The sequence below is a fragment of the Pedobacter sp. UC225_65 genome (genome assembly GCF_042698365.1).
Taxonomy (GTDB): Bacteria; Bacteroidota; Bacteroidia; order Sphingobacteriales; family Sphingobacteriaceae; genus Pedobacter.
This window is the reverse complement of the sequence record NZ_CP170550.1, coordinates 2,315,354-2,331,463: the sequence shown is the minus strand read 5'-3', so window position 1 is coordinate 2,331,463 and position 16,110 is coordinate 2,315,354. Positions and strand designations below refer to the sequence as shown.

Sequence of the window (16,110 nt, the reverse complement as noted above, 5' to 3'; positions counted from 1 at the left end):
AGGGTAAAAAATAAGGTTTAGGACCTTATACCCTAAACCTTATCATTGATGTATGGATTGACTTTATTTAAAAGCCATAGGTGATCCTAACTCCTTGTTCTACTTTTTTATTGCCATCATAGGCATAACCATAACTTACGCCAAAACCTAAACGTTCAATACCGAAATAGAGTTCTTTATAGTTCTTTTTGCTAGGTTGGGTCAGGTAGTTGATACCGATCATCTCTTCCAGTTTTAACTTGCGCAACAATGGAATCTTATTGATAAAGAAACCTGCGAAATTATGTTCGATATGTGCCTCTACATATTGTTTGTCGGTACTGTATTGATAAAAATCAAGGTACCTGAATTTTCTCAGGTTAGGAGGGAACACGGTAGAGTTGTTTCCTCTAAAATGTTTGCTATCTGGATAGTATACCGAATTGTTGTTCAAGAATTTCCCGGCACCTACTACAAAAGAGGTATAACCAAATAGACCCGCACTGATGCGCTCTTGATAGATCTCAACGCTTAACAAGTCGTAATCTACATCACTACCCAATATGCTCTTGATTCCCTTCCTATAACCCAAGCTTAGACGTGGAAACCTTGATTCTTGGTAAAATTTGCCATCAGGTCTGGTAATATACGTCTGTCCAATAGTGTAGGTAAGGTCTGCAGCAACGTTAAACGAGCTATAAGTTGGAAACAATGGTATTTCGGCATCGGGTGTAAATGGATTGTTTGAAGTATATTCTTCATCCTTAACATCTCTAAACTTATAGTCGCTGGTATTTTTTAAGGTGTAGTTTTTCGAATAGTTGATAGACACCGTACCTTGCAGACCATCGGCTAATTCTCTTGTGGTAGCCACAGTAGCATATTCCTTTTTATAGAATTTAGAAAGGTTTCGTTCAAATAATAACGAGTTGAAGGTATTTGAACGCAAACTCATAGATCCATATCTATTCAAATCAGAAATTGCGCTACCAAAACTGGCACTGATACTTGCCCGCTTTACAGGGTCGTAATAATAGTTACCAGTGATATTACCAGTAAATGTACGATTGGAAAACCCATACCTCACCTCAGGGTTGATGCTGTAGTATTTTCTGTCCTCCAAGTTTTTCCGGTAGGTTACACCATATTTAAGGGCCAATCCTTCAACAGTATTGAAAAATACCGAAGCAGCAATCGGGTCGAAATAGATGAATTTTTTATTATATCTGTCATTGATGCTGTAACCAGTTAAGAACAGTTTTCCTAAGCCAAACTTGTTGTTTTTCTTTTCCAGTGAATCCAGATAATGCTTAGAGGTTTTGCGCAGGGCGATACTGTCTTTTTTCTTGTAGTCGAACTTTTCCTCGTCTGTTAACGGGATGGGCCTGTTGTTCATCCAATACAATGAATCTTTTTTGTTGACCGCTCTGGTTACCTTTAAGATTTCTGCCGTAAAATGGTTTTTGGCAAAATTTGGATGGATATTGTAATTGCTGTAGATACCCACATAATAACCTTCAAATTTAAAACCTAGTACATTGCCTTTAAACTGGAATTTGATGGTAGATGGCATATATACATTTTCAACCTTGTTGTATTGTTGACTGATATTTAAAGTGTCTACAAAATTAATTCCAGCACTCTGTGTCAGATCAAGGCTTGTGCCCATCAATCGCCAACTGTCGTCGGCAATGTAAACTATACCTCTAAAAACAGGGTCGTTCTTTCTGCGGGGGATCACTTCAATCTTATTGATCGTTACCCCATTTTCCTCAGAAGTACCTAATAGTTTGTATCTATAGTAAAATAAGGCATTGTCGGCAATTGGCGATACAAAGCTTCTTGAGCTTAGTCCACTATTTTCCAACATCAGGTTTTCGTAAAAATTAATGATCAGGTCAGAGGCCTTATTGAAGCTGAAAGAGTTGTTACGTCCAGATACCTTAGAAGAAACCATTTCTTCGTGGATCTTGTTCGGACGTTTAAAGCTGAATATAGATTGCGATTCTGATAAATATAAGATACCTCTTCTATTGGTGTCTAATTCCAACATTTTTTGGATGTCCTGTCCAAAGAATTTTTTAGGTGCACCCACCAATTTTTGCAGCCCTTTGATATAGACGTCGCTGCTAAAAGATTCAACCTCATTTAAGTGTTTCTTCCTGTTTTTGATGGCTTGTCTGATCATCTCAAATGCCGGGTCTTCAGCATTTGGCCTAACCACAATGTCTTTTAGCGTATAACTTTCATTTGCCAAGGTCTGGTTTGCAACCACATCGCCAGTTACATTGATGCTTCTTTCGGCTGTTTTATAACCAATCGCTTTATAGATCAAGGTTACGGTGCCTTTGTCTACAGTTAACTGATATTGACCATCAACATTGGCCGAAGCACCCTTGGTAGAGTTTTTAAGGTAAACAGAAGCAAAGGGAACCACATCTCCATTGCTATCAGTAATCTTTCCACTAATTTGGTGTTGTGCCATTGCAGTACTAAAAGTTGCTAGGCATAGTAAGAGTAGGAAGTAGGTTTTCTTCATATAGGGTTAAAGATAGAACATCAGGTTTTGAATTAACGCAAATAAACTGTTAAAGTTTGTTAACTGGTAATATATTATATTTGTAGAGCCATTTTTCGGAATAATGGTTGCATCAAAAAAAAATAAATATGTATAAAACATTACAACCCGTTCTACAAAAAGAACTTGAAGAAATAGAAAACGCTGGATTGTTTAAACGTGAGCGAATTATTATAACCCCTCAAGGAGCTGATATCAAAGTAAGTTCTGGAGCTGAGGTGATTAATTTTTGTGCCAATAACTATCTGGGTCTGTCATCTCATCCTAAGGTGATCGAAGCTGCCAAAAAAGCCATAGACGATTATGGATATGGAATGTCATCAGTTCGTTTTATCTGTGGTACACAAGATATACATAAAGAATTAGAAGCAAAGATCTCCGAATTTTTAGGTACGGAAGATACCATTTTATACGCGGCAGCCTTTGATGCCAATGGCGGTGTTTTTGAACCTTTGTTCAATGCAGAAGATGCCATCATTTCTGATGAGTTGAACCATGCTTCGATCATAGATGGAGTTAGGCTTTGTAAAGCGCAACGTTTCCGTTATAAAAATAGCGATATGGAAGATCTGGAGCAACAATTGATTGCAGCAAAAGACTGTAGACATCGGATCATCGTTACCGACGGAGCCTTTTCTATGGATGGCTCTGTGGCCCCATTAGATCAGACTCTGCGATTTGGCCGATAAATATGAAGCCCTGGTTATGATTGATGAATCTCACTGTTCTGGCTTTATCGGTAAAACAGGGAGAGGTACCCACGAACATTTTGGAGTAATGGATAGGATCGATATCATTACAGGAACTTTGGGTAAGGCATTGGGTGGTGCATCTGGCGGATTTACTTCCGGTAAAAAGAGATGATCGATATGTTGCGTCAGCGTTCTCGTCCATACCTTTTCTCAAATACCTTGGCGCCAGCAATTGCAGGTGCTTCTGTAGCTGTTTTAGACATGTTAAGTAGCACAACAGCCTTACGCGATAAATTGGAAAGCAATACCAAATACTTCCGAGAAAAGATGACAGCTGCTGGTTTTGACATCAAGCCAGGTTTTCATCCTATTGTTCCAGTAATGTTGTACGATGCTAAGGTGGCCCAAAACTTTGCCGCTAAAATGCTCGAAGAAGGAATCTATGTAATTGGTTTCTTTTATCCAGTGGTACCTCAAGGTAAAGCAAGAGTCCGTGTTCAATTATCGGCAGCACATGAGCAGCACCATTTAGACAAAGCCATTGCTGCATTTACCAAAGTTGGTAAAGAACTTGGTGTAATTAAATAAGATGTAATGTATTTCTGGTTCGTGTTTGCACGAACCAGAAAATGTCTCATAAAACGTAATCCATAACCATGAAGAGTTTCCCTAAAGTATTGTTTGCACTTACTTTTTTAGTAGTAATCATCAGCTCTTGTAAAAAGGATGAAGCAAGCCCAGCAACCCCAAAAATTGTAACCGAGGCCAAAACAATACTGAATGTTGCTTATGGTAACCACGGGTCTAAGATCGATGGATGTGTATTTGCCAACCAATCGCACAGCCAATACAGGTGTGGTGGTTTTTGTGCATGGTGGAAGTTTTATTGGAGGTGATAAAAGCGATTTCACCACTTTTGTAAAAGAACTGGTAAGAAATGATTATGCAGTTTTAAATATCAATTACAGATTGGTAGATGCTACAGGTTTAACAGATTCGCCAACTAAACATAGACCGAGTGCAGTATTGGTACAAGATCAGGTAAGTGATGTAAGTGAGGCCGTTGATTATGCCATTTCGCATGCCAAAGAATGGCAGGTAAGCGAGAGTAAAGTTGCGCTTGCTGGGCATAGTGCAGGGGCAACATTGGCTTTACTATATACGTATAGCACCCGAAATACCAACAAGGTAAAAGTGGTGGCAAATCTGGCAGGTGCTTTAGACCAAACATTTTCAGATATCCCTTTTTATTATTACTTATTGCCAGACTATATCTTGGAAGCAGGTTACCGTTATACAGGTTACGAAGCTGAGGTTGCAAATGAGCAATATTATAGGGCAATCAGTCCATTATATACGGCAAATGCCAACCAAAAGATACCTACTTTAAATATCTTTCCAGAAAATAATGCGGTAGGTTTGTTGCCCAAACAAGGCAGGGCTACATTCGATGCCTTTACCGCAAAACTGAATAGCCTAAATATTCCCAATAAATTTGTGATGGTAGCAGGAGCAGACCATGAGTTTACAAAAATGGGCAATTTTGATATTGTATTAAATGAAACGATGGCCTATTTAAATGCCAATTTAAAATAGCAGGCAAATTGAGATAGACTTTTTATCCTTCTTAGTTCATTTTCTTGTAATAAATACGCTTCAAGATCATTTTTGGACTCGTTGGCTGTAAAATATTTCTGATAAATGCTGTATCTTTGGCAGATGTTACAAGACCAGATCACACAATATACCGCAGAGATCAATGCATTTGACACCACAAGTGCCGATGAGCTGGAGCAATTCCGTATTCGTTTTTTAGGAACAAAGGGCATTATCAAAGATATTTTTGATGAATTTAAAGCCGTTTCTCCAGAAGAAAAGCGGACACTTGGAAAGGTATTAAATGAGTTTAAGCAATTGGCAGAAGCTAAATATCAATCGATAAATGAACTTGTTGCCAGTTCAGGCCCAAAAACCGAAGACTCAGGGATGGATTTAACCTTGCCGGGCGAAGGATTTGAAGTTGGTGCACGCCACCCGCTAGCCTTGGTAAGAAGAGAGATGATCGAAATCTTTAACAAATTAGGTTTTAGTGTGGCCGAAGGTCCTGAAATAGAAGACGATTGGCATAACTTCTCAGCGCTGAACTTCCCAGAAGAACATCCTGCAAGAGATATGCAAGATACCTTCTTCATTAAAAAAGGAGGAGAGAAAGGCGATATCGCTCTTCGTACGCACACTTCATCAGTACAAGTGCGGATGATGGAAGCTGGTCAGCCGCCTTTTAGGGCTTTGATGCCAGGTCGTGTATACAGAAACGAGGCAATCTCGGCAAGAGCACATTGTTTCTTCCATCAAGTAGAGGGTTTGTATGTAGATGAGAATGTATCATTTGCCGATTTGAAACAGACCCTGTTCTATTTTGTTCAAGAATTGTATGGCGAAGGTACCAAAGTACGTTTCCGTCCTTCTTATTTTCCTTTTACAGAACCATCTGCAGAAATGGATATTTCTTGTACCATCTGTAAAGGTGCAGGTTGCCAGATGTGTAAATACAGTGGTTGGGTAGAGATTTTGGGCTGTGGCATGGTGAGTCCTAATGTTTTGGAAAACTGTGGCATAGATTCAAAAAAATATAGTGGTTTTGCATTCGGAATGGGTATTGAGCGTATCGCCAACTTGAAGTTCGAAATCAAAGACCTGCGCTTGTTCTCAGAGAATGATGTGCGTTTCTTAAAACAATACAAGTCGACTGTTATTTAATTCCGGCTGTTATGGTTTAATGCCATGCGCAAACCTTACCGTTAACAACAAATAAGATGCAAATGAAATATGTAGTTGGTTTGTTATTTATCCTTATTCTTGGTGTTTCTTGTGGAAAAGAAAGAAATCTGGTACCCAATGTGCCCGTTAATTTCAGTTCGCCATTAACAGATCCAAGGTTGAGCAGGTTAAGTACGGCTGGCGGCGCGGTAAGCCTTACAGGTTATGGTGTTGCAGGACTGATCATTTACCGTAGGGCAGACAATGCCTATGTTGCTTATGACCGTTGCAGTACCGTTAATCCAGAACAAAAAAACCCGATTAACATAGACGATCCTAACCTCACCGCTACAGATCCAGTTTCAGGGGCTAAATATTCATTGTATGATGGCAGCCCAGTAAAAGCACCAGCTAAAACATCATTAAGACAATACAGCGTTACCATTGCAGGTAATACTATACAGGTAACAAATTAATGGAACCAGAAAAAATAAAAGAAAGTATAATCCGAGCTGCCAAAGAGCTCTTTCGTAAATATGGTTACCATAAAACCAGCGTAAATGAAATTGCCAAAAAAGCACGCATCGCCAAAGCAACCATTTACAAATATTTTGATAGTAAAGAACAGGTTTTAGATGCCATCTTAATGGATTACCTGGATGTAAACCTGCACGAGATCTTAAGTAATAAAGTACAGTTTGCCAACGAAGAAGAACATTTAAAAGCTTTGGTAATGAAGACCTGCCGCTTATCTTACACTGTTTGTAATGAATTTATAGGTTGGGATTTTGTTCGGGAGAATGCCAACTCGCAAGAGTTTCTTAAGCATCTTTCAGATCAGTTGGAAGCACTTTTATTGTCGGCCTACCTAGAGTTAGACCACTTTAAAAAGAACCCAGCGCGTAGAGGAGGGTTGGCCTTTTTGTTAAAGGCGAGTAAAAGCATTGTGTTTTCTTTTGCCTTTACTTCTGTTAGTGATGCCGATGTGCGTAAGAATTTTGTAACCTTCCAGAAAGAAATCTTGCCTTATTTGGTAAAAGCGGCATTATAAGTAAAAAGTTAATCTTTCCATTCTCATGGATTTAATGGAGTTTTGACAGATTTAGTAAAGTCAGTCTTACAGTAAATAAGAGGTTAAACTTATTATTCGATAAGTTGTGTATAGATTCTAAAGATCTTTATCGCCTTCGTAGATATAAGATACGTTGTACCAAGCCACAAGGTCATTGCTATTGGTCATCTCTGTTAGAGATTTGAAATTGGCCCCTTCAGAACGGAACATATTTTGAGCTAAAGTTAAGCCATGTTCTGTACCTACCGCTGCTGTAAGGTATGGAGGACTTACTCGGGTATAAATATAGAAAGTCATACTATAAGCCAAGCGCTTTTTTGATTTAATACCATATACTTCCCAAGTATTTACATATCTATTATGCCCTTTTAAAGTATCGCCACTGAATTTATACTTTAGCATATCTACTTCAACACGTTTAGGGAGTTGTGATAGTGAATCTTTAGATTTAAAAATGAGTTGGTTTGGTGGTGTGAAATTTTTTAACCTGTCTAAAAATAATGCTTCTGGTGTATATTCTTTTGAAACGTCTTTTCCTCCATTTGGATCACCCTTGTAGACTTTAAATTCAGAAACTTCCATTTTGCCAGTATAATTAAAGGTGGCAATAGGTAAATTGTTTGGCTGTGGTTGTCCGGGCTCTTGTTTTTTACAAGACGAAAGTAAGCTCAATATCAATAATGATAGGAGGGGTAGGTATGTTTTCATATTTTCAATAGTAGATGTTTCAAATCTAGCTAAATTCATGAGATGTAAAAGTTAAGGTTTTGTTAAGGATTTAACAGTTAATTGAAGCCTATAGATAAGATTACTTTACAGAAAATTAACATATACCGTTTTGGTTTTTGGTTCATAATTTGCTATATTTGTATTATTATCAACATAATATCAAAATGAGTAAAGAGGTTTTAGAAATTTCTGTAATGGTTGATGAACAATTTGACATGAGTTTTAACTTGGTTGAAGGCTTTTTTGGATTAATCCTTAAAGTTTTTGGGAAGTAAGAAAACCTGTTGATTGTTTCAATAAACGAGTTGCCAAACTCGATAGGGGATGTATGTCCTAAAAATAAAATCAATACTCTATCCTTTAGCTATTTTATACCTTAAACCTTAGGCCTTCAAGCTTCCATCTCTTTACCTCCTAGCTTTTTATTATATTTGCAACAATGAGTAGAAACAGAAGAAATGCTGAGCCGATCCGGATCAGTGGATTGAGCATTATTGATATTGCCGAAGAAGGTAAAGGTGTGGGCAAAGCCGACGAATTGGTCATTTTTGTAGATAAGGCCGTTCCTGGCGATGTGGTGGATGTACGTTTGGTTAAAAAGAAAAAAAACTTTGCCGAAGCCATCATCGAACGGTTAGAAACACCTTCAGAATTTCGTCAAGACCCCTTCTGTAGTCATTTTGGTACTTGTGGAGGCTGTAAATGGCAACATATGGATTACGATGCCCAACTTCGTTTCAAGCATAAAAATGTAGAGGCCGCGTTACAACGTTTGGCCAAAATTGATACCACGGCAATGGAACCGATCTTAGGTTCTGCAGTGAACAAATATTACCGTAACAAGTTAGAATATACCTTCTCTAATAAACGTTGGCTAAATGCCAGTGATATGGAGTTTGAAGCCGAGGGAAGAGAGATGAATGCTTTAGGTTTTCATGTTCCCTTGCGTTTTGATAAGATCTTGGACATCGACCATTGTTACCTACAGGCCGAACCTAGCAATAAACTGCGTTTAAGTGTAAGGGAATATGCCCTTAACAATGGATTGAGTTTTTATGATTTGCGCAACCACGAAGGTGCCTTGCGTAACCTGATCATCAGAACTTCATCAACAGGAGAGGTGATGGTGGTAGTGGTATTTGCCTATACTACACAAGAAGAGATTGATGGCTTAATGGAGCATTTAAAAAATACGTTCCCTGAGCTTACTTCATTGTTATATATCGTCAACCAAAAAAAGAACGATACCATTTTTGACCAAGAAGTGATCACCTATGCAGGTAGAGACCATATTTTTGAAGAGATGCCGGTAGATGGTTTAGCTGGGGGAGTGGTGAAATTTAAGATTGGTGCAAAATCTTTCTATCAGACCAATTCCGAACAAGCTTTCGAATTGTATAAAATAACAAAGGAATTTGCCGATTTTAAAGGTGACGAACTGGTTTATGACTTATATACGGGAGCAGGTACGATTGCCAACTTTGTAGCTGGCAATGTTAAACAGGTTGTAGGAATAGAATATGTGCCTACGGCGATAGAAGATGCAAAGTTCAATTCGGCCTTAAACGGGATTGACAATACCATTTTTTATGCAGGTGACATGAAAGACATCTTAACGCCTGAGTTTATTACTGCCCATGGCAAACCTGAAGTGGTAATCACCGACCCACCTAGAGCTGGCATGCATGCTGATGTGGTAACCCGTTTGTTAGAAATGGAAGCACCAAAGATTGTGTATGTAAGTTGTAATGCCGCTACGCAGGCACGTGATCTGGCCTTGTTGAAAGAAAAATACGATGTGGTACGGATCAAACCAGTAGATATGTTCCCACATACGCAACACGTAGAAAACGTGGTTTTGTTAAAACTTAAATGATGAACAAATTTTGCATTTATTTGGTAACCCTGGTTTTGCTGACTGCTTGTAACAGTAAGCAAACAGCAAAAAATGCCACAGCTACTGCAGCTACCACTCCAAGTGGTTTTACTGTAGATTATGGCAAACAAGAGGTTGATACGATACTATTGAGTAAAACGGATTCGGCTTTTGTGGTGAAGAATAAAGCAATTAAAGATGATATGGGTGATAAGCAAAAGGATTATACCATACAGGTTTATTTTACCAATCTAAAATGGCCTAAACTTTCCTTTAAAAATGCAATTGGAGCAGATTTGGTATTGGCAGGAGACCTAGATGGCGATCATCAGACAGAATTATTATTGAGGCCGGAGTGGTTTAGCAGCTGTTGGTCTACCGTAAATCTATTCTCGTTAAAGAACAACGCTTGGAAATTGGTTAAAAACGGCAGCATGTATTTCTGTTCCGACCAATATCCGTTAAGCAAAAGAGTGGTTAAAACAGCTAGCGGTTATGGTTTATTGACCGACAGTTTAACCGATGATAAATTTATTACCTTAAAGAAAACGATCAAGTTTTAAGATATGGAATCGGAAGAGTTATTGAATAATTTTGGCCAAGATGGAAATGGCGAAAACAAAGAAAAGAAAAAAAGTCCACTGATCAGTTTAGAAAAGGACCTCACGTTTTACGCAGATTCGATCAAAGAAGTTGCAGTAGAGATCATGGTAGAAGGGATTTCAAAGACCCCAATTTTTATAGCCCATCAACATCAGGTAAGTATCGGAGAAGTGATCTTAAATAAAGAAGACCTCAATACTGATTGGACGATACAGGCATCCACACTTGAAGAATTTATACAAAAAGGTATAATCCACCCAGATAAAAAAGAGCAGTTTCTAAAAAGCTATAAAAAGCCCGAAAACTACATGTGTGTTTTCGTAGTGGTGCCAGAAGGGGCCAATTTTATCTATTACCCTTATCCTAAAAGTGCTTAATTAGCTATTGATATAACTTTCTAGTTGGGAAATGGTCTGCTTTTGATCAGCGATGATAAATTTAACCACATCACCAATAGAAACCATACCTATCGTTGTACCATCTGTCATCACTGGTAAATGTCGAATGTGCTTGTCTGTCATGATCTGCATACAGATTTCTATACTGTCTGTTGGTCCAACAGTAATTGGTGTGGTGGTCATGGCATCGCTGATAGGGGTATCTTTTGATGATTTGCCATGGAGTACGATTTTTCGGGCATAATCACGTTCTGTAAAAATTCCTAATAACTGTGCATCTTCCATGATCAGCAAAGCACTGATGTTTTTCTCCGTCATTATCTTTAGCGCTTCCAAAACGGAGGTGTTGGGTACAACACTGTAGAGCTGAACAGGTTTGGCGTTTAAGATTTGTTGAACTGTTTTCATAATCAGTTGTTTATTAGCTACTTAAATTTAACTTAAATAAACAGAAATAACAAGTGAGAAATGGCAACAGTTATAAACAATAGTTGTTTTGCTTTATATATGAATGGTGGTTCTTTGTCTATCTTTCCAAAGCTGATATTTCTCCAAGTCTTTGGCAATTTGTTTGTAAACCAGTGTCAAGATGTAGATATCATCAACAAAACCTAAACCAGCTATAAAATCTGGGATCAGGTCTATGGGCGAAATAAAATACAACAAGCCTGCGATAACCACCATAATTGAACGTTTGGAGACATGTGTATAACTTCCATTGGCATAGTCTTTTGCCAATGCAAAAAGCAATTGCAATTGTTCCCATATTTCGGTTAAGGCGCCTTTGTTGGTGGTCGCTTTTTTAAGCCCTTCCTGAAGTTTTCCTAATGTTTGATCTTTATCTTTGATCAGCTGTTTGGCTTTTTTGCCAAATGAATTAAAAAGGGTTTGAAGTCGATTGCGATTCATAGGTTTATCGTTTAGGTTATACTGTCAATAAACGTACCTAAATAGATTGTCTTATGGCATTTGTAGATAATAGTGGTCTGGTCTTCGACAGGCTCAGACGGATAGCGCTATAGATTCTCAGTCTGAGTAAAATAAAAAAACGCTTTTATAAGTTTTATCCAACAGTATTTTTGTCATTCTGAGTGAAACGAAGAATCTACTATGATGAATTTTATCTATGGAGATTCTTCACTGCGTTCGGCATGACAAATTGGATAAACTGTTTAGTATTATAAAGATGAAACTATCAGTACAACAATATATTATATAGTATTTTTGTCATTCTGAGTGAAACGAAGAATCTACTATGATGAGTTTGATCTATGGAGATTTTTCAATGCGTTCGGCATGTATTACAACATCTCTAGAATTTCATCTACATATTTACGGTCATTGGCCAAACGAGGTACTTTATGTTGACCTCCAAGTTTACCTCTCGCTTTTAACCATTTATAGAAAGTATCTGGTGGGGCATTGTGTACCTTTGGCCTACTGAGGGCCATGTCCTTAAAACGTTTGGCATCATAATCTGAGTTTACCTCACGTAAGGTATTGTCAAGTACCGTTACAAACTGTTCAAAATCGTTAGGTTGGGTCTCAAATTCGATGATCCACTCATGCCCTCCAGCTTCTTCACCCTTAAAATAGATAGGGCAGGCCGTATAATCCTTCACTTTTGCTGCGGTTGCACCACAGGCCTTGGTTAGTGCATTTTCTGCATTGTCGATGATCACTTCCTCGCCAAAGGCATTAATGAAATGTTTGGTCCTGCCTGTGATCTTGATCCTAAAAGGAGAGAGGGAAGTAAATTGGATGGTATCTCCAATCAGGTATCGCCATAAACCCGCATTGGTAGAGATGATGATTGCGTAGTTTTTATGCAGTTCTACCTGTTCTAGAGAAAGTGTTCTTGGATTTTCATCCTCCAAATTCTCCAATGGTAAAAATTCGTAGAAAATACCATAATCGAGCATCAACAATAGCTCTTCAGAATGGTCTTGGTCTTGGATGCCAAAAAAACCTTCAGATGCATTGTATGTCTCTAGGTAATACATGTCATCAGAAGGATCAATTCCTTGAATTGTGCCCTGTAAGGTGCAAAGTTTACCGCACCATGGAAATAGAGTTCCAAATTAGGCCAAACTTCCAAGAGGTTGTTTTTGCCGGTTAGTTCCAGTACTTTTTTGGCCAAAACAATGGTCCAGGTAGGTACACCAGAAATATTGGTTACGTTTTCTTTGATGGTGGCCTCAGCCATTTTATCCATCTTTTCTTCGTAATTGTCCATTAATGCAATGGAAATATCTGGTGTTCGGTAATATTCGGCCCACATCGGCAGGTTTTTGATCAATACGGCCGAAAGGTCTCCATAATGGATGTCCTCACAAAGTTGGTTGATCTGATGGCTTCCCCCCAAAACCAGCCCTTTGCCGGTAAACATCTGGGTGTTTGGTCTATTGTTGCAATAGATAGAGATCATGTCCTTGCCACCTTTAAAGTGACATTCTTCTAAAGCTTCTTCCGATACTGGAATAAATTTGCTTCTATCGCTGGTGGTACCAGACGATTTGGCGAACCATTTGATTTCTGAGGGCCACAAGATGTTCTGTTCGCCCTGTAGCATGCGCTCGATGTAAGGTTTTAAGGTATCGTAGTTTTGGATCGGCACCCTTTCCTTAAATTGGCTAATGGTAAGAATGGACCTATAATCGTATAATTTACCCCATTCGGTATTTTCTGCACTTGATATCAGGGTATGGAACCATTCTTCCTGAACATCTAAAGGGTACTTGATGAAAAGCTCGATCTGATGGATGCGCTTTTTCATATACCAGGTAAAAATCGAATTTACAATTGCCATTTGATCGGTAATTTATATTTTTTTTCTACGAAGTACGAAGTTTGATCCCAAGTACACCTTTCGTACCATTTCATTTGCCGCCAATACCTCTGGGGTTCCAGATTCTAAGACTTTTCCTTCAAAAAGGAGATAGGCCCTATCGGTAATAGACAATGTTTCTTGTACGTTGTGGTCGGTAATCAAGATACCAATATTTTTTTGTTTTAGTTTAGCAACAATAGTCTGGATTTCTTCTACTGCAATTGGGTCTACCCCAGCAAAAGGCTCATCCAATAAAATGAAATTTGGATTTGCGGCTAGGGCTCGGGCAATTTCAGTTCGCCTACGTTCGCCACCTGATAAAAGGTCACCTCTGTTTTTTCTTACCTTGTGTAAGCTAAACTCATTGATCAACTCTTCCAGTTTTTCGTGTCTTTCTTCTTTGGTCAGCTTGGTCATTTCTAAAATAGCCAAGATGTTGTCTTCAACCGTCAACTTTCTGAAAACACTGGCTTCCTGCGCCAAATAACCAATTCCTTTTTGTGCCCTGCGGTACATGGGGTCTTTGGTAATGTCTTCGCCCTCTAAAAGAATAGTTCCTTCATTTGGTTTTATCAAACCTACGATCATGTAAAAAGATGTTGTTTTACCAGCTCCATTCGGACCCAACAAACCTACAATTTCTCCTTGGCTAACCTCAAAGGAAACATTGTTTACAACAACACGTTGTTTGTATTTTTTAACCAGATTTTCGGCCTTTAATATCATTATGATTTTAGCTTTTCGATTTTAGATCTACGATTTTAAAACTGTGATGACTTTAAATCGGATCTTCTATTTTAATTCCTTTAATATTTAACTGCAATCGTTTTTTATCTTTCCAAACGTTCTCTTCGATCGTATAACAAACAGCAAAAGTCTGGTTTGGTTGTAACAATCTTTCAAATTCGCCCAATCCAAAAGCGATGGCTTCAAAAATAGCTGAATTTTGTTGTTTTATGCTCAATTTTAAATGATTTGTACCAACAATTTGCGCATTTCCTACCAAAGATACACCATTGCTTACAAAAACTGGTGCCATGTTTTGTGGTCCAAATGGTGCCATTTGCGTTAAGATTCGATAAAACTTGGAATCAATCTGCGACAATTCGATTTCTGCATCGATTTTGATTTCTGGAATGAGCAAGTCAGGACTGATGCTATCGGCAACCACCTGCTCAAATTTTTCGCTAAAAGGGCCTAGGTTTTCTGGTTTAATAGTTAAGCCAGCTGCATATTTATGTCCACCAAACTGCTCTAACAAGTGGCTGCAAGAAAGTAGTGCTTCGTAGAGGTCATAACCTACTACAGAACGTGCAGAGCCGGTATAGTTCCCATTTGATTCTGTTAACACGATGGTTGGACGGTAATACTTTTCTGTTAAACGCGAAGCAACGATACCAATCACCCCTTTATTCCAATCGGATCGAAATACAACTGTTGTTTTGCGGTTCATCAGCACTTCGCTCTCTTCGATGATGGCCAGGGCCTCAAGCGTAATGTTCTGGTCGAAAGATTTGCGTTCGGTATTTTGTAGGTTGATGAATGTACTCTGTTCGTCTGCAAGCACCACTTCATCACTTAAAAGCATCTTTACGGCATCTTTGGCATGTCCCATCCTTCCTGCCGCATTGATACGTGGAGCCAATAGGAATACCACATCCGTAATGCTATACGTTTCCACTTTGCCAGAAATTTGCATCAGGGCCTTTAACCCTGTACAAGGATTTGAGTTGAGCTTATTCAGTCCAAAATGTGCGATTACTCTGTTTTCGTCTACAATTGGAACAATATCGGCAGCAATACTTACCATACAAAGATCCAGGTATTGCTTATAATATTGGTCTGGCAGATCATTGACCTGACAATAGGCCTGGGTCAATTTAAAACCAATACCACAGCCTGAGAGTTCTTTAAAAGGATAATCGCAGTCTGCTCTTTTTGGGATCCAATACAGCCACTGCCTCAGGTAATCCTTCGCCTGGTAAATGGTGGTCGCAGATGATAAAATCAATGTCCAGCGTATTGGCATAAGCAATTTTATCAATAAGTTTGATCCCACAATCTAAGGCGATGATCAAAGTAAAGCCATGCTCTTTTGCAAAGTCAATTCCAGCTGTCGAAATTCCGTAGCCTTCTTTATGTCGGTCGGGGATATAATAAGCAATCTGGTCGGTAAACTGACTAAAGAAGCTATAGGTTAAGGCAACTGCTGTAGTTCCATCTACATCATAATCGCCATAAACCAAGATCTGTTCGTTGTTTTGTAAAGCAGTTGTGATCCTTGCAATGGCCTGCTCCATATCCTTCATCAAAAAAGGATCATGTAGTTGGGCTAGCTGTGGCCTAAAAAAATGTCGTGCTTCATCAAAGGTAGTTACCCCTCGCTGCACTAGGATATTGGCCAAACATTGGTCTATATTCAGTTCGTGGGCAAGTTTTTCGCTTGTTCCTTTCTCTCCTTGATCAACCTGCACCCATCTTTTTTCCATCTATTTCTGTTATTGTTTAATCGCTATTTGGCCTGCCCTAACTTCCGTTTATAAAGATTTCCATGACGCTAAGTTCATACAGGTTCCCTATCTTTGTCTACTAG

At 38.7% G+C, this 16,110-nt stretch carries 15 protein-coding genes and 2 pseudogenes; 9 read left to right on the top strand and 8 right to left on the bottom strand.

Translation table 11 applies throughout. The annotated features are described in order from the left end of the window. Positions 1-67: 67 nt before the first annotated feature. Positions 68-2,518 carry a DUF5686 and carboxypeptidase regulatory-like domain-containing protein gene (locus ACFJIZ_RS12275; RefSeq protein WP_379084264.1) on the bottom strand — a complete coding sequence of 817 codons (2,451 nt, stop codon included), beginning with the start codon at positions 2,516-2,518 and terminating at the stop codon, positions 68-70. A gap of 128 nt (positions 2,519-2,646) precedes the next feature. Here ACFJIZ_RS12275 and kbl point away from each other — a divergent pair. From kbl to ACFJIZ_RS12245, 6 genes and pseudogenes are all read left to right on the top strand, one after another. Then, positions 2,647-3,837: pseudogene (gene kbl, locus ACFJIZ_RS12270) on the top strand (glycine C-acetyltransferase). Positions 3,838-3,905: 68 nt separating this feature from the next. After that, positions 3,906-4,145, top strand: a complete 240-nt coding sequence (locus tag ACFJIZ_RS12265) for a hypothetical protein (protein WP_379084261.1) — start codon at positions 3,906-3,908, stop codon at positions 4,143-4,145. Next, positions 4,063-4,845: an alpha/beta hydrolase gene (locus ACFJIZ_RS12260; protein WP_379084258.1), complete on the top strand. Its 783-nt coding sequence runs from the start codon at positions 4,063-4,065 to the stop codon at positions 4,843-4,845. Before ACFJIZ_RS12265 ends, ACFJIZ_RS12260 begins: the two co-directional genes overlap by 83 nt. Before the next feature lie 123 nt (positions 4,846-4,968). Next, the gene (gene pheS, locus ACFJIZ_RS12255) at positions 4,969-6,009 is read left to right on the top strand and encodes a phenylalanine--tRNA ligase subunit alpha (protein WP_379094021.1); all 1,041 of its coding nucleotides are present in this window, start codon (positions 4,969-4,971) and stop codon (positions 6,007-6,009) included. Between the two features lie 56 nt (positions 6,010-6,065). Beyond that, on the top strand, positions 6,066-6,485 hold the full coding sequence (locus ACFJIZ_RS12250) for a hypothetical protein (protein ID WP_379084255.1): 420 nt from the start codon (positions 6,066-6,068) through the stop codon (positions 6,483-6,485). Next, positions 6,485-7,060, top strand: coding sequence for a TetR/AcrR family transcriptional regulator (locus ACFJIZ_RS12245; RefSeq protein WP_379084252.1), 576 nt, complete (start codon positions 6,485-6,487; stop codon positions 7,058-7,060). The genes ACFJIZ_RS12250 and ACFJIZ_RS12245 overlap by 1 nt, the downstream gene beginning before the upstream one ends. Before the next feature lie 117 nt (positions 7,061-7,177). On the opposite strand, the gene ACFJIZ_RS12240 is transcribed toward ACFJIZ_RS12245, so the two are convergent. After that, complete coding sequence (locus ACFJIZ_RS12240; RefSeq protein ID WP_379084249.1) at positions 7,178-7,789, bottom strand: hypothetical protein; 612 nt, start codon at positions 7,787-7,789, stop codon at positions 7,178-7,180. Positions 7,790-8,249: 460 nt separating this feature from the next. On the opposite strand from ACFJIZ_RS12240, the gene rlmD reads away from it, so the two are divergent. Genes rlmD through ACFJIZ_RS12225 form a run of 3 tightly spaced genes read left to right on the top strand, consistent with a single transcriptional unit; the run spans position 8,250 to position 10,666 of the window. Further along, positions 8,250-9,686 carry a 23S rRNA (uracil(1939)-C(5))-methyltransferase RlmD gene (rlmD, locus tag ACFJIZ_RS12235; protein WP_379084246.1) on the top strand — a complete coding sequence of 479 codons (1,437 nt, stop codon included), beginning with the start codon at positions 8,250-8,252 and terminating at the stop codon, positions 9,684-9,686. After that, positions 9,686-10,249, top strand: a complete 564-nt coding sequence (locus ACFJIZ_RS12230) for a hypothetical protein (RefSeq protein WP_379084243.1) — start codon at positions 9,686-9,688, stop codon at positions 10,247-10,249. Before rlmD ends, ACFJIZ_RS12230 begins: the two co-directional genes overlap by 1 nt. Positions 10,250-10,252: 3 nt before the next feature. Continuing rightward, on the top strand, positions 10,253-10,666 hold the full coding sequence (locus ACFJIZ_RS12225) for a hypothetical protein (RefSeq protein WP_379084240.1): 414 nt from the start codon (positions 10,253-10,255) through the stop codon (positions 10,664-10,666). On the opposite strand, the gene ACFJIZ_RS12220 is transcribed toward ACFJIZ_RS12225, so the two are convergent. The 6 genes and pseudogenes from ACFJIZ_RS12220 to ACFJIZ_RS12195 all read right to left on the bottom strand — a co-directional run bounded on the left by ACFJIZ_RS12220 (position 10,667) and on the right by ACFJIZ_RS12195 (position 16,006). Continuing rightward, positions 10,667-11,095: a CBS domain-containing protein gene (locus ACFJIZ_RS12220; RefSeq protein WP_379084237.1), complete on the bottom strand. Its 429-nt coding sequence runs from the start codon at positions 11,093-11,095 to the stop codon at positions 10,667-10,669. A 93-nt stretch (positions 11,096-11,188) separates the two neighbouring features. Beyond that, on the bottom strand, positions 11,189-11,596 hold the full coding sequence (locus ACFJIZ_RS12215; protein WP_379084234.1) for a YkvA family protein: 408 nt from the start codon (positions 11,594-11,596) through the stop codon (positions 11,189-11,191). 392 nt (positions 11,597-11,988) lie between these two features. Then, positions 11,989-13,496, bottom strand: a pseudogene (locus ACFJIZ_RS12210) (GH3 auxin-responsive promoter family protein). A gap of 12 nt (positions 13,497-13,508) precedes the next feature. Next, positions 13,509-14,243, bottom strand: coding sequence for an LPS export ABC transporter ATP-binding protein (gene lptB / locus ACFJIZ_RS12205; protein ID WP_379084231.1), 735 nt, complete (start codon positions 14,241-14,243; stop codon positions 13,509-13,511). 52 nt (positions 14,244-14,295) lie between these two features. Further along, a complete protein-coding gene (locus ACFJIZ_RS12200; protein ID WP_379084228.1) occupies positions 14,296-15,528 on the bottom strand; it encodes a DHH family phosphoesterase in 1,233 nt (410 codons plus the stop codon). Continuing rightward, the gene (locus ACFJIZ_RS12195; RefSeq protein WP_379084225.1) at positions 15,428-16,006 is read right to left on the bottom strand and encodes a DHH family phosphoesterase; all 579 of its coding nucleotides are present in this window, start codon (positions 16,004-16,006) and stop codon (positions 15,428-15,430) included. Before ACFJIZ_RS12195 ends, ACFJIZ_RS12200 begins: the two co-directional genes overlap by 101 nt. Positions 16,007-16,110: the final 104 nt, after the last annotated feature.

What these genes read in the sequence shown, in the direction of transcription:
- ACFJIZ_RS12225 (WP_379084240.1), top strand. Translation starts at nt 10,253, where the DNA reads ATGGAATCGGAAGAGTTATTGAATAATTTTGGCCAAGATGGAAATGGC.
- ACFJIZ_RS12265 (WP_379084261.1), top strand. Translation starts at nt 3,906, where the DNA reads ATGAAGAGTTTCCCTAAAGTATTGTTTGCACTTACTTTTTTAGTAGTA.
- ACFJIZ_RS12260 (WP_379084258.1), top strand. Translation starts at nt 4,063, where the DNA reads ATGGATGTGTATTTGCCAACCAATCGCACAGCCAATACAGGTGTGGTG.
- rlmD (WP_379084246.1), top strand. Translation starts at nt 8,250, where the DNA reads ATGAGTAGAAACAGAAGAAATGCTGAGCCGATCCGGATCAGTGGATTG.
- ACFJIZ_RS12240 (WP_379084249.1), bottom strand. Translation starts at nt 7,789, where the DNA reads ATGAAAACATACCTACCCCTCCTATCATTATTGATATTGAGCTTACTT.
- ACFJIZ_RS12220 (WP_379084237.1), bottom strand. Translation starts at nt 11,095, where the DNA reads ATGAAAACAGTTCAACAAATCTTAAACGCCAAACCTGTTCAGCTCTAC.
- lptB (WP_379084231.1), bottom strand. Translation starts at nt 14,243, where the DNA reads ATGATATTAAAGGCCGAAAATCTGGTTAAAAAATACAAACAACGTGTT.
- pheS (WP_379094021.1), top strand. Translation starts at nt 4,969, where the DNA reads ATGTTACAAGACCAGATCACACAATATACCGCAGAGATCAATGCATTT.
- ACFJIZ_RS12250 (WP_379084255.1), top strand. Translation starts at nt 6,066, where the DNA reads ATGCAAATGAAATATGTAGTTGGTTTGTTATTTATCCTTATTCTTGGT.
- ACFJIZ_RS12215 (WP_379084234.1), bottom strand. Translation starts at nt 11,596, where the DNA reads ATGAATCGCAATCGACTTCAAACCCTTTTTAATTCATTTGGCAAAAAA.
- ACFJIZ_RS12230 (WP_379084243.1), top strand. Translation starts at nt 9,686, where the DNA reads ATGAACAAATTTTGCATTTATTTGGTAACCCTGGTTTTGCTGACTGCT.
- ACFJIZ_RS12275 (WP_379084264.1), bottom strand. Translation starts at nt 2,518, where the DNA reads ATGAAGAAAACCTACTTCCTACTCTTACTATGCCTAGCAACTTTTAGT.
- ACFJIZ_RS12195 (WP_379084225.1), bottom strand. Translation starts at nt 16,006, where the DNA reads ATGGAAAAAAGATGGGTGCAGGTTGATCAAGGAGAGAAAGGAACAAGC.
- ACFJIZ_RS12245 (WP_379084252.1), top strand. Translation starts at nt 6,485, where the DNA reads ATGGAACCAGAAAAAATAAAAGAAAGTATAATCCGAGCTGCCAAAGAG.